General features: G+C 68.9%; 10 protein-coding genes and 1 pseudogene. 6 read left to right on the top strand and 5 right to left on the bottom strand.

Annotation, left to right across the window (positions count from 1 at the left end):
- From ACIOU8_RS09900 to ACIOU8_RS09885, 4 genes and pseudogenes are all read left to right on the top strand, one after another.
- A pseudogene (locus ACIOU8_RS09900) lies at positions 1-786 on the top strand (hypothetical protein); the annotation flags it as partial.
- Positions 787-816: 30 nt separating this feature from the next.
- Positions 817-1,188, top strand: a complete 372-nt coding sequence (locus ACIOU8_RS09895; RefSeq protein WP_400788646.1) for a YrdB family protein — start codon at positions 817-819, stop codon at positions 1,186-1,188.
- Positions 1,185-2,549, top strand: a complete 1,365-nt coding sequence (locus ACIOU8_RS09890) for an FAD-binding oxidoreductase (protein WP_400788643.1) — start codon at positions 1,185-1,187, stop codon at positions 2,547-2,549. The genes ACIOU8_RS09895 and ACIOU8_RS09890 overlap by 4 nt, the downstream gene beginning before the upstream one ends.
- On the top strand, positions 2,542-2,949 hold the full coding sequence (locus ACIOU8_RS09885; RefSeq protein WP_400788641.1) for an NUDIX domain-containing protein: 408 nt from the start codon (positions 2,542-2,544) through the stop codon (positions 2,947-2,949). Before ACIOU8_RS09890 ends, ACIOU8_RS09885 begins: the two co-directional genes overlap by 8 nt.
- A 12-nt stretch (positions 2,950-2,961) precedes the next feature.
- Here the strand turns inward: ACIOU8_RS09885 and nagB are convergent, their stop codons facing one another.
- The 5 genes from nagB to ACIOU8_RS09860 all read right to left on the bottom strand — a co-directional run bounded on the left by nagB (position 2,962) and on the right by ACIOU8_RS09860 (position 10,487).
- The gene (gene nagB / locus ACIOU8_RS09880) at positions 2,962-3,741 is read right to left on the bottom strand and encodes a glucosamine-6-phosphate deaminase (RefSeq protein ID WP_400788638.1); all 780 of its coding nucleotides are present in this window, start codon (positions 3,739-3,741) and stop codon (positions 2,962-2,964) included.
- On the bottom strand, positions 3,734-4,699 hold the full coding sequence (locus tag ACIOU8_RS09875; RefSeq protein ID WP_400788636.1) for an ROK family protein: 966 nt from the start codon (positions 4,697-4,699) through the stop codon (positions 3,734-3,736). Before ACIOU8_RS09875 ends, nagB begins: the two co-directional genes overlap by 8 nt.
- Before the next feature lie 58 nt (positions 4,700-4,757).
- On the bottom strand, positions 4,758-5,945 hold the full coding sequence (locus tag ACIOU8_RS09870) for an ROK family protein (RefSeq protein WP_400788633.1): 1,188 nt from the start codon (positions 5,943-5,945) through the stop codon (positions 4,758-4,760).
- Between the two features lie 79 nt (positions 5,946-6,024).
- Positions 6,025-9,279: a family 20 glycosylhydrolase gene (locus ACIOU8_RS09865; RefSeq protein ID WP_400788630.1), complete on the bottom strand. Its 3,255-nt coding sequence runs from the start codon at positions 9,277-9,279 to the stop codon at positions 6,025-6,027.
- Positions 9,270-10,487, bottom strand: coding sequence for an alanine racemase (locus tag ACIOU8_RS09860; RefSeq protein ID WP_400788627.1), 1,218 nt, complete (start codon positions 10,485-10,487; stop codon positions 9,270-9,272). Before ACIOU8_RS09860 ends, ACIOU8_RS09865 begins: the two co-directional genes overlap by 10 nt.
- Positions 10,488-10,512: 25 nt before the next feature.
- Here ACIOU8_RS09860 and ACIOU8_RS09855 point away from each other — a divergent pair, with 25 nt between their 5' ends.
- On the top strand, positions 10,513-10,920 hold the full coding sequence (locus ACIOU8_RS09855) for a RidA family protein (RefSeq protein ID WP_400788624.1): 408 nt from the start codon (positions 10,513-10,515) through the stop codon (positions 10,918-10,920).
- Positions 10,921-11,016: 96 nt separating this feature from the next.
- Positions 11,017-12,537 (top strand): L,D-transpeptidase family protein, encoded by a 1,521-nt coding sequence (locus ACIOU8_RS09850; RefSeq protein WP_400788802.1) that lies wholly within the window; start codon positions 11,017-11,019, stop codon positions 12,535-12,537.
- Positions 12,538-12,581: the final 44 nt, after the last annotated feature.

Here is a 12,581-nt window from a genome sequence, read left to right as displayed (position 1 = left end):
GGAGAAGAAACCCCCGGCGGCGAGACCCCCGGAGAAGAAACCCCCGGCGGCGAGACCCCCGGAGAAGAAACCCCCGGCGGCGAGACCCCCGGAGAAGAAACCCCCGGCGGCGAGACCCCCGGAGAACCGGCGGCACCTGCGACCCCGCTGGTGGTGCGCCTCGCAGACGTCTGTCTCGATGCTCGAGCGATCACCTACGTGACCCTGGACGTGTCCGGTGACCCGGGCGCCGGCATCGAGGCCCTGCTCGGCGGCAGTCACGGCGGCGCCGGCAGCACATCGCTGAGCGACGCCGGAACCGGGACGATCGAGCTGCGCCCGGGACTCGTGCAGATCATCCTCGGAGCAACTGTCGAGATCCACTATGTGACGGCGGCCGGTCCGGTCTTGCCGGTCACCACCAGCCTCTCGGCACTCGGGGTGACCCTCGAATCCGTCCTGCTTGCGCGCGCGTGCGGTGCACCGGCCGACGATCCCGTCGAGACCACGACCGTAGTGCCGACACCGGACGACACGGTCATGCCCGCACCAGAGCCGACAGACGAGGCCGCGCCCGCCGCCCCGGACGAGACCGCACCCGCGAGTCCGGTCGAGGCTCCGAATGCAGAAGTGACGCCCGAGACCCCGGCTCCCGAACCTGCCGCTCCCATCGAGCCCTCCACTCCGGCGGAAGTTGCTCCTCCGATGGAGCCGACGGTCGAGGAAGAGGCCGCGCCGGTCGATGAGGCTGCGCCCAGCGTCGACGAGGTCGCACCCGCCGCAGACGAGGCTGTCCCCGCGCTCTGACCCACCATCGGCGGCGAATAGACTGGATCCATGTCCCAGGATCCCGCCTCCGTCCCCGGCGTCGACCGCCCCAGCATCACTCCCCTCGACATCGTCCGGTCGGTGGTCCTGATCGTCGCCGTGGGCACGCTCGCGCTGTGGGGATTCGCGATGTGGCCGTTCCCGTGGAACGTCGTCATCGGCATCGGGGCTCCCATCGTCGTGATCCTCGTCTGGGCGCTCTTCCTCTCCCCGCGGCCCGTGCTGCGTCTGCACCCGTTCCTGCGGGTCGTCGTCGAGCTGTTGATCTACGTCGGTGTGACGATCGCGTGGTGGCTGATGGATCAGCCGATCATCGGCACCGCTTTCGCCGTGGTCGCCGTCGGAGCCGGTGTGGTGAGCGGGCGGCGTCGCATCCGATGAGCGCTCTCGACCAGCTCATCGCCGCACTCGGCGACATCGTCGACACCGATGCCGCGATCCTCGAAGAGGCCCGCGCCGACCGCTCAGGGCACGCATCTCCAGGTCAGCCGCTCGCAGTCGTGCACGCCGAAACCGTCGAACACGTCCAGACAGTGATGCGCATCGCCACCCGCACCGAGACCCCGGTGGTGGTGCGCGGGGCCGGCACAGGCCTCGCCGGAGCGGCGAACGGCGGCGAGGGCGAGATCGTCCTCTCCACCCGCCGGATGACCGCGATCCATGAGATCCGAGCAGATGACCTGCTCGCAGTGGTCGAACCCGGCATCCTCAACGCCGACCTCAACGACGTGCTGGCAGAGCACGGCCTCTGGTGGGCCCCCGATCCCGCCAGTCGCGCGATCTCGACCGTCGGCGGCAACATCGCCACCGGGGCCGGCGGGCTGCTCTGCGCGAAGTACGGCGTCGTGAAGGACGCAGTCCTCGGGGTCGACCTGGTGCTCGCAGACGGCCGTCTGATGCGCCTCGGCCACCGCAGCGTCAAAGGTGTGACAGGACTCGACCTCACCTCTCTCGTGATCGGCTCCGAGGGCACTCTCGGCGTGGTCGTCGGCGCGACCCTGAAGCTTCGCCGACTCATCGAGGGAACCACCTGCACCGTGACGGCGATCTTCCCCGACGTGCGCGCAGCGGCATCCGCATCCGCCGCCGTCACCGCCTCCGGCGCGCAGCCGGCGATCATGGAACTGATGGACTCCGCCAGCCTCGCCGCGGTCGCCGCCCTGCTGGAGCTGCCCTCGCCCGCAGCCGGAAGCGCTCAGCTGACGATTCAGACCGATGGCCCGGCCGCCGTCTCCGAGGCGACGACGATCGCCGAGATCCTGACGGCGCATCACGGTGTGACGCAGGTCTCGCACGATCGTGACGAAGGCGAGCGCCTGCTGGCGATCCGCCGAGCGATGCACCCTGCGATGTCCGCTCTCGGCACGACGCTCATCGAAGACGTGTCGGTTCCGCGCAGCGCGATGCCGGCGATGTTCGACGAGATCGCTCGCATCGAGAAGGCCTACTCGATGACCATTCCTACGGTGGCGCACGCGGGAGACGGCAACCTGCATCCGAACTTCATCTTCGAGGGCGCCACACCTCCCGCCGCGGTCTGGGCCGCCGCAGACGAGCTGTTCCGGGCCGCGATCGCGCTCGGCGGCACATTGACCGGCGAGCACGGGATCGGAACGCTGAAGAGCCGGTGGCTGGCCGACGAGCTCGGAGACGACCAATGGGAGCTGCAGCGTCAGATCACCCGGGTGTTCGACCCGCTCGGCATCCTGAACCCCGGCAAGGTCTTCGCGCCCGATGCCTGACATCCACGTCAGCGCGGCGGTCATCGTCGACGACGCCGGAAGAGTGCTGGTGGTCCGCAAACAGGGCACGACGCGCTTCATGCAGCCCGGCGGCAAGCCCGAAGCCGGTGAGACGCCCTCGCAGACACTGATCCGCGAGCTGTACGAAGAGCTCGGGCTGCGCCTGGACGAGGCCGACCTCGAGCCTCTCGGCACGTTCGTCTCCGAAGCGGCGAACGAGCCGGGTCACCGGGTCGTGGCCGATGCGTTCTCGGTGTCCATCGCCGCCGCAGCGGTATCCCCGCAGGCCGAACTCGCCGAGCTGCGGTGGATCACTCCCGCCGACGTCGCGACACTGCCGCTGGCGCCGCTGAGCCTCGAGCACCTGCTCCCGCTCGCGTGGCCTGCGACGATCCCCTGAGCGCCGATCGGGTCAGATGCCCTGCCAGCTCGGCTTGTTGGCGTAGGTGTAGCGGTAGTAGTCGGCGAGCCTGAGGCGCGACGCGGCGGCTTCGTCGACGACGACGGTGGCATGCGGATGCAGCTGGATGGCTGAACCGGGGAGGATGGCCGACAGCGGCCCTTCGACGGCATCCGCGACCGCCTGCGCCTTGCCCTCGCCGAAGGCGAGCAGCACGAGATGACGCGCACGCAGGATCGTTCCCAGACCCTGGGTGATGCAGTGCTTCGGCACATCGTCGATCGAGTCGAAGAAACGGGCGTTGTCTTCACGCGTCTGCACCGTGAGCGTCTTGACGCGTGTCCGCGAGGCGAATGACGACCCCGGCTCGTTGAACCCGATGTGCCCGTCGGTGCCGATGCCGAGGATCTGCAGGTCCACTCCCCCGGCGGCTTCGATGGCGGTCTCGTAATCGTCGCCCGCATGCTGGATCGTGTCCTGTGCGCCGTTGGGCACATGGATCCGACGCGGGTCGAGCCCGAGGGGCTCCACGACCTCGCGGGTGATGACCGAGCGATAGCTCTCGGGATGAGCCGGGTCGATTCCGACGTACTCATCGAGCGCGAAACCGCGCACCTGCGAGACATCACGACCGACGAGCTTCTCGCGCAGGGCTTTGTATACAGGAAGAGGCGTCGAGCCGGTGGCGAGGCCGAGCACGGCATCCGCACGCCGGTCGATCAGCTCGACGATCTCGGCGGCGACCAGTGCGCCCGCTGCTTCTGCGTTCTCGACGATGACGACTTCAGCCATGGGAAACGATCTCCTTAGAGGGGGTGGTTGCGCCGACGACCGCAGCCCCGAAGGCCGCGGCGGGAGAGCCGGCAGGGAGCAGTTCGATCCTGTCGTCCAGGTGCAGCGAACGCATGAAGGGCGAGGCCTCGGCGCCCGACTGCAACGCGCCGCGAATGCCCGCGTAGAGTCGCTCTCCGAGCGAGGTGAGGCCGCCGCCGATGATCACTCGTTCGACGTCTGCAGAGAGCACGAGGGCCCGCACCGCCGCAGCTGCGCCGTGGAACAGGTCTGCGCGCAGACCGGCGGCGCGCTCGTCGCCCGCGTCGGCCGCGTCGAGGATGTCGCGCACCGGCAGAGGCCCCGGCCGATTCCAGGCGCGGGCGAGCGCGCCACCGCCGCAGAAGGTCTCGATGCATCCGCGCTGCCCGCAGCCGCAGAGCCGACCGTTCGGGTCGACCGAGAGGTGACCGACCTCGCCGGCGGTTCCTCGCGCGCCACGCCAGATCGTGCCGTCGACGACGATGCCGGCAGCGACACCCGTGCCGAGGTTCAGGTAGGCCATGGAGCCGTCGACGCCACGCAGCACGGCCGCACCGAGCGCGGCCGCTTTCACGTCGTTCTCGACGCGGACCGGGATCCCCAGCTGCCGACCGGCGAGACCGGCGAGATCCAGCGACTCGACGCCGAGGTTCACGGCGTGGAGGACTCGGCCCGTATCTGCGTCGACGAGCCCGGGGATGCCGACGCCCACCGATTCGACGGCGGATCGGGCGAACCCTCCTTCGAAGGCGAGAGCGTCGACGGCATCGAGGATGCTGACGACGACCGCATCCTCGCCCCATCCTGTCGGACGGCGCAGGCGCGCGAGGATGTCTCCGTCGGGCGACACGGCCACGGCATCGATCTTGGTTCCGCCGACGTCCAGGCCCACTCGAATGGGCCGACCGGACAGGCCGACGGTGATCGCATCCGTCATCGGATGGAGTTCCTGCTCAGCGTCATCTCGAGGTCGCGGTCGCTTCCGCGAACGTGGCTCACGAGACGCCCAGCTGACTGGAGAGCACCATCACAGCGGCGCCGCGCAGGACGATGTCGTCCTGGCGCGTGCGGCGGATGAGCGCATCCTCGAAGACGCCCTCGAGCGTGCGCGCATGCAGCGTCTCGACCGCGGCGTCGATCAGCACGCCGTCGAGCAGGTCCTCCGGACCCGAGAGCACGACTTCGGACAGGTCCAGGGCCGCGACGATCGGGGCTATCGCGATGCCCATGCGAGTGCCGGCATCACGGAGGATCTCCTCGCGCGAGTCGGGATCGGCTGCGATGGCCGGGCGCAGTCTCGTCTCGCTCAACCAGGCTTCGAGGCAGCCGTCCTTGCCGCACGCGCAGCGCGGCCCGCCGTCTGTGCCCACCACGACATGCCCGATCTCTCCCGCGGCGAAGCGGCTGCCGAGAAGCGGTTGGCTGCCGGTGATGACTCCTGCGCCGACTCCTCGACCGATCTTGATGAGCATGAAGTCGGCCTTCGCCTCGCCGAAAGTGTATTCGGCGAGCACTGCGGCATTGGCGTCGTTGCGCACGAGCACCGGCAGATCGAGATCGATGCCGAGCTTCGCCTCGAGCGGCAGGTTGCTCCACCCCAGGTTGGGCGAGCTGAGCACGACGCCGTCTGGACGCACGACGCCGGGGCTGCCGATTCCGACGCCGAGGATGGGTTGTGTGGCGGTCTCCGCGAGCGCGCGCGCCAGTTCGAGGGTGGCGGCATAAGCGGCGTCACCGTCTGCGCTCTCAGGTCGTGGCACTTCGCGGCGCTCGAGCACGTCGCCGTCGAGACTGAGCAGAGCGCCCACGAACGCGTGGGGCCCCGAGAGATCGAGCCCGATGATCTGATGACCGACGCGGTCGATGTCGATGAGGATCGGAGGCTTGCCGGGTCCGACCGTCTCGCGCACTCCCATCTCGACGACGATCCCGTCGGCGATGAACTCGGCGACGAGGTCCGAGATCGTGACTCGCGTCAGGCCGGTCTCTCGCGAGAGGTCCGCTCGGCTCATCGCACCCGAATGGTAAAGAGTCTGCAGAACGAGGGCACGATTGTGGCCCCGAGCGTGCTCCGGGAGCACCTTCGATCGAGAGCGCAGGTGGCGCCCTGGGCCGAAGGCGTGCGCGCTCGCGGCGACGTAATCTGGCGACGTCGAAGGACGCGATCCATCCGATACGGACATGTTTGTTAGTAGACCTTACGAACAAAAATTTCGCAACCCCTGCCACAGTTAGCACAGGGAGGGTTACGGAAACGTTACATTATGCCGAGAGTACCCCGCCGGCGGTGTCCGGAGAGCCCGACAGATGCTCCACGAGGCCGGCCACGATCTCCTCTCGCGCCTCACGAGTGAGAGGCTTCCCCGGCACTCCAGGACGCCTCTGCGCCGGCGTCGGACCGTCGAGAGGACGATACCGCACCCCCGACTCGTCCAGGCGTCTGAGGTGGGTCGGAAGTCTGCGGGCGAACCCGTCGTACGCGGGAGGTGCGCCGCCGTCCCACAGCCGCTCGGCGATCGCGGCGAGGCGGGGGAACATCGCGAAGTCGACCCGGTCTCTCGTCGGAAGGTGCTCGGTCCACACGTTGGCCTGCCCGCCGGACGCGCCGTCCTCGACGCGCAGCGCATACGCTCGCTCTATCGGCAGCGGTGGCCCGACCCTGATCGGCTCCTCGCCCGACTCCGACTGGGGATAGTCCAGATACACCTCGAGGTCGGGGCACGCGATCACGGGGATGCCACGCCGCAGCGCCTCCCTCATGGCGACAGGGCCCCGCCACGCGAGTACCTCCACTCCGTCGGGGACATCGCCCTCGAGCACCTCGTCCCAGGCGAGGGCGGTGCGTCCGCGACTGCGGACGTGCGCCACGAACTGAGCCGTGAACCACGGCTGCACGTCACGCGGAGTCGCGAGACCGAGCTCGTGCATCCGTTCTCGCGCAGCGGCGCTCTGCGCCCACTCGGTCACAGGGACCTCGTCTCCGCCGATGCCGATCCACGGAGAATCGAAGAGATCGCACAGCGCGTCGATCGCAGCTCGTCCGAAGGCGAGAGCGTCGTTCGTCGGGGCGAGAGTCCGTGGGTTCACGCCGAAACGCGACCACGGCACCGCCACGGGCTCGCCGACGTCCGTGTTGCCGAGCTCGGGATATGCGGCGAGACCCGCCTGGATATGCCCCGGCAGCTCGACCTCCGGCACGACCGTCACGAATCTCTCGGCGGCGTACGCGACCAGGCCGCGCAGCTCGGCATCCGTGTAGTGCCCCTCGTGCAGCCCCGTCTCGACGGTGGCAGCCGGGCCATGACCCAGCTGCGTCTCCTCGCGGCGAGCGCCCACTTCGGTCAGACGCGGGAACCCTGGCACCTCGAAGCGCCAGCCCTGGTCGTCGGTGAGGTGCAGGTGCAGATGCGTGAGGTGATGGTCGGCCATCAGATCGACGAGCCGCTGCAGATCCTCGACGGGACGGAAGTGCCGCGCGATATCGAGCATCACACCCCGCCAGGTATAGGCGGGCGCTGACTCCCAGACCCCTGCGGGGATCCGCAGACGATCAGCGCCCGGCTCGCGCAGCTGCCGCAGCAGGGTGACGCCCCTGAACACACCGGCCGGAGCGGCACCCGCGACCTCGATCCCGTGGGCGGCGACTGTGACACGAAAGGCCTCTTCGCCGACACGCTCTCGGGCGAACGGCTCGTGAGCGAGGGCCTCGTCGAGACGCAGGGTGATCGCGGGGGTCGCGTCCGTGGCCCCGCGAGGGTTGCCGAGACGCGATGCACTCACGGCGAGCTCCGCAGGAGCGACGACCTGCGTGCGAGCCGTCCATTCGAAGGGAGCGACGGCCGGGTCGATCACCGATCGGATGTTCGGGACGGGCGCGCGATGCGCCGCGGGCGCCATGGTCAGAGCCTGACCCGGTGTCGCGCCGGACGCGCGGCCCTCGAGCACCACAGGCACACCGCCGACGAGCACCTCCTCGATCCCGATCGGCGCCCGATGCGGTGCGTCGAAGGTCGCCCCCGCCGCGACGGTCTCAGGGTCGAACAGCACCAGATCGGCTGTCGCTCCCTCTCGGATCACGCCTCGGGGCGCGTCACCCCTGTCGAGGCCCAGTCGCATCGCCGGCGTGCCGGACAGATGCCGAACGGCCTGTTCGAGGGAGAGGACCCCGAGCTCGCGCACGTAGTGCCCGAGATAGCGGGGAAAGGTTCCTCGCCCTCGCGGGTGAGGTCGGGCGCCGATCAGGATCCCGTCGCTGCCACCGCAGTGCCGCGGGTGCCGCATGATCTCGCGGACGTTGTCCTCGTCGCCGATGTGCATGAGGATGCCGGTCGCTCCGCCATCCTCGAGGATCGTGTCCAGCACGACGTCGACGGCGCGTCTGCCAGACGATGAGGCGATCTCGTCGACGGTGCGCCCCACGAGGTCTGCGAGGCCGGGCGAAGATGTTCCGGAGATCTGGATCGCCGACCAGTCGGCGCGTTCGCCGTGGAATCCGTCGCAGCCGATCTCCTCGAGCTCGACGCGCACCGACTCGCGCCCTGCCGCGTCGAGGGCGGCGAGCGTGGCCAGCAGGTCGCCGCTCTCGGCGAGCCTGCTCGGAAGCAGGGCGGCCAGTGTCGTCGCGCCGGGCAGGTAGGGGTAGGTGTCGAGGGTGACGTCGACGCCATCGTCGAGGGCCTCGTCCACGAGCGCCAGCAGTTCCGCCGCGCGCCCGCGGTTCGGTGCGAAGTTCATTGTCGCGTGCGTCAGATGGATCGGACACCCCGTGCGGCGGCCGATGTCGAGCGCCTCTCGATAGGCGTCGAGGGCGCCCCCTCCGTAGCTTCGGGTGTGCGGCGCCCAGTACCCACCGCGCTCAGCGACGACCCGGCAGAGCGCCTCGAGTTCGGCGGTGTCGGCGTACATGCCCGGGGTATAGGTCAGTCCGCTCGACATCCCGAACGCTCCCGCGTCGAGCGCCTCGCCGAGAACGTTGGACATCGTCGCGATCTCCTCGGCTGTGGCCGCGCGATTCTCGTGGCCCACCACCATCATCCGCAGGTTGCCCTGAGGCACCAGGACTGCGGCGTTTCCCACAGACAACTCATCGATCGCGGTGAGCAGATCACCCATCGAGCGCCAGGGGGCAGTGGTGGGCATGCCGTTCCAGCCGGCGATCTGAGCGGGGATCACCGTTGCTGCGGCATCGTCGAGCGGCGCGTAGCCGAGTCCGTCCTGGCCGAGCACCTCCGTCGTGACACCCTGCAGGATCTTGGCGTCGTGCGCGGCACCCTGCAGCACGGCCAACTCGCTGTGCGCGTGCATGTCGATGAAGCCGGGGGCGAGCACCAGCCCCGTGGCGATGATCTCGACCGCATCCGCCGGCAGCTCGAGGGTGCTCTCGTCGCCGTCGCGAATCACCGCCACGATGCGCGATCCCTCGACGGCGACATCCGCGACGAACCTCTCGGCGCCGGTGCCGTCGACCACCGTGGCCCCTCGGTAGACCCGCACCGGCTTCTCCGTGCTCAGAAGCATGTCGCGACCGCTCCGATCACGCGTGGATCCGCCGCATCCGGGTCGTCGATCACCGCCACCACGCGCCACTTGTCGAAGGCCGTGCACGGGTGCGACAAGCCGAGGCGCACGACGTCGCCGACGGCGACACTCGCGCCGTCCGCGAGGTCGAGGAACGCATGCTGGTCGTTGAGGGCCGTGATCCGCCCGTCGACCGACTGAGGCACGGGCAGGTCGAGGTCGAACGGCACGTCGCGACGCCCTGCGTCGAGGAGTGCGAGCCCCTGCTCGGGATGAGAGACGACGCGCGACCAGGCATGCATGGCAGATCGCAGAGGCGCCGTCGACGTCAGCGGGCCGAACGGCGACATGCGCGAATAGAATCCGTCGTCGTGGATCTGGAACGCTCCTGATCGCAGCACGATGTCGGCGTCGTCGCGGTGCGGGGCGAGAATCGCCGCAGCCCGGTCGGGAAAAGCGCTGCCCCCTGCGCTGAGCACGGGGCGGACATCGGACGGGTATGCAAGACGTCGATGAAGGTCGACCAGCGTCGACAAGTAGGCGTCGACCGCCGCGACAGATGCGTCTTCCCGGTCGGGGCCGAACGGACCCTCGTAGCCCGTGACGCCGGCGAGCCGCAGACCCGGCGACGCGAGGATCGCCTGCGCGATGCGCTCGCCCTCTTCGACGCTGCGGGCGCCGGTGCGGCCGCCGCTGCCGCCGAGCTCGACGAGCACATCGAGCGGGCGGTCGGCGTCCCTGAGCGCGTCTGCGAGGATGCCGACCGTGTCGACGGAGTCCGCCCAGCACAGGATGCGTAGATCGCGATCCGCAGCCAGCAGCTCGCCCAGATGGCGTGCGGCCGCGCCGTCCGTGACGGAGTTCGCGATGAGCACGGTGGCGACTCCTGCCTCGACGGCGACCTCGGCCTGCCACGGCGTGGCCACCGAGATGCCCCACGCTCCCGCATCGAGCAGTCGCTGCCAGAGCGCCGGCGCCATCGTCGTCTTGCCATGCGGCGCGAGGAGCACGCCCTGCTGATCCGCCCACGCGAAGACGGTCGATTCGTTGTGCGCGAGCGCGGCCTCATGCACTGTCAGCACCGGAGTCACGAGGTCGGACAGGTGCAGGCCGGCCCCGGCGACCTGTGAGAGTCGGAGCCCCGCGGATCGCGAAGGGAAACCCTTCGCCCAGGTGCCGAGAACAGGATCCGGGATTTGTAGAGGCATCTAACAAGGCTACTAGGCTGGCTTCATGACCGCGAAGATCCGAGTGTCGACCGACGCCGCCCCCGCCCCCGCCCACACCTTCTCGCAGGGCATCCGCAAGGGACCGATCGTGCAGGTCTCCGGCCAGGGCCCCGTCGATCCCCAGACGAACGAGTATCTCTTCCCGGGCGATGTCGCGGCTCAGACCACGCGCACCCTCGAGAACGTCAAGGCGATCGTCGAGGCCTCGGGCGCGACGTTCGACGATGTCGTGATGCTCCGCGTGTACCTGACCAAGCGCGAGGATTTCGCGATCATGAACGACGCTTACGGCGCCTTCGTGACCGCGCACACGACCAGTGGCATCCTGCCGTCGCGCACCACCGTCTTCACCGGTCTCCCGCGTGAGGAGATGCTCGTCGAGATCGACGGCCTCGCGGTCGTCGCCGACTGACGCGAGCGAGATCTCCACAGCTCCACGGACCGTTGCCTCCCCGTTATATGCGATCGCGTAGCATATCGGTAAGGACACGCGAGAAACCGGGGGGTGATGTTCGTGACCGATCTGATCTCAGCGCAGGATGCGAAGACCGAGAAGCTGACCGAGGCGACCGCCTCCGGTGACCAGCTGCACAACGTCGCGCCCGGCGACTCCGGCGATGCTCCCACAGACTCCCAGCCGCCGAGCAACGGCGACCGGGAGCTCGCCTGGGCACCGAACGAACCCGCACCCAAGAAGAAGCGCCTCGGACTGTGGATCGGTCTCGGCGTGGGTGCCCTTGCCCTCGGCGCAGGCGCCGCATCGATGATCCTGATCGCCCCGGGCACCACAGTCGCCGGGATCCCCGTCGGCTGGCTCACTCCCGGAGCTGCCGCCGAGACCATCCAGGCTCATGTGGCCGAGACCGAGGTGACTCTCACCGGAGCCGGCGACGACATCGTCCTGACCGGAGCCGACCTCGGCGCCACGATCGACGCGAGCGCACTCGCCGACGCGGCCTTCGCGGAGCGTCCGCTCTGGAACGTCACCGCATGGATGGGCGACCCCGTCGCCGGTGACATCGCTCTCGACCCCGCACAGGCGGAATCCACGCTGCGCGAAGCAGTGCCGGCGAGCTTCGAAGACCCGGTGGACGCCGGTGTCGTCTTCGACGCCGCAGGCGGAGGCTATGCGATCACACCTTCGGCACCCGGCACGGCCGTAGACGTCGACGGGCTCACCGCCGCGATCGTCGCGACGATCGCGGATGGCGGCAAGAGTCTCGAGTTCTCCGGCGCCCCGGCCGAAGCGGCCCCTGCCGTGACCGATGAAGATGCCACGGCATTCGCCACCTCACTCAACACGATGCTGGGTTCGATCGGCTTCTACGTCGGCGAAGAGCGCACCGTTCCCGTCGACCCCGCCACCGCCTCGACCTGGTTCTCGGTCGTCGATGAGGATGGCGAGCTGAGCATCGTCGCAGATGAGGCGGCGATCCAAGCGACGGTCGACGCCCTTCCGGCAGCTGTCAACCGGGAACCGGTCAACGCGACGAACATCGTCGACTCCGGTGGCGAGATCCTTCGTACCGTCGCCGAGGGAACCAACGGCCGCGCGATCGGCGACACCTCGAGCCTCGCATCCGATGTCGCGGCGGATCTGGAGTCCGGTGAGGGCGTCTTCCCCATCGAGGTCGCCGAGACGCCGTTCGAGTCCGTCAATCTGAAGCGCAACATCGTCGTCGACCTCAGCTCGCAGACCACCACGCTCTACGAGAACGATGTCGCGGTCAGATCCTGGAAGATCTCGTCAGGAAAGTCGACCACGCCGACAGACACAGGCAACTTCCGGGTCTACGCACACCTCCGCGAGCAGGACATGAAGAGCCGTGAGCCGGATGGGTCGATCACCGAGACGCCGAATGTCCCGTGGGTCACGTACTTCAACGGCGACGAGGGCTTCCACGGCACCTACTGGCACAACGACTTCGGCAACCCGCGCAGCCACGGCTGCGTGAACATGCCGATCGATGTCGCGCGCTACGTCTACGAGTGGTCGCCTCTGGGCCTCGAGGTCACGGTTCAGAACTGACCACGTGCGGCACGTCCGCGTGAACAGCCGCGCCGCATAGTCGG

This window comes from Microbacterium sp. NPDC087589 (genome assembly GCF_044743635.1).
In the GTDB taxonomy this organism is placed as follows: domain Bacteria; phylum Actinomycetota; class Actinomycetes; order Actinomycetales; family Microbacteriaceae; genus Microbacterium.
Note: the sequence above shows the minus strand (reverse complement) of the source record. Positions and strands in the feature narration are given on the sequence as shown.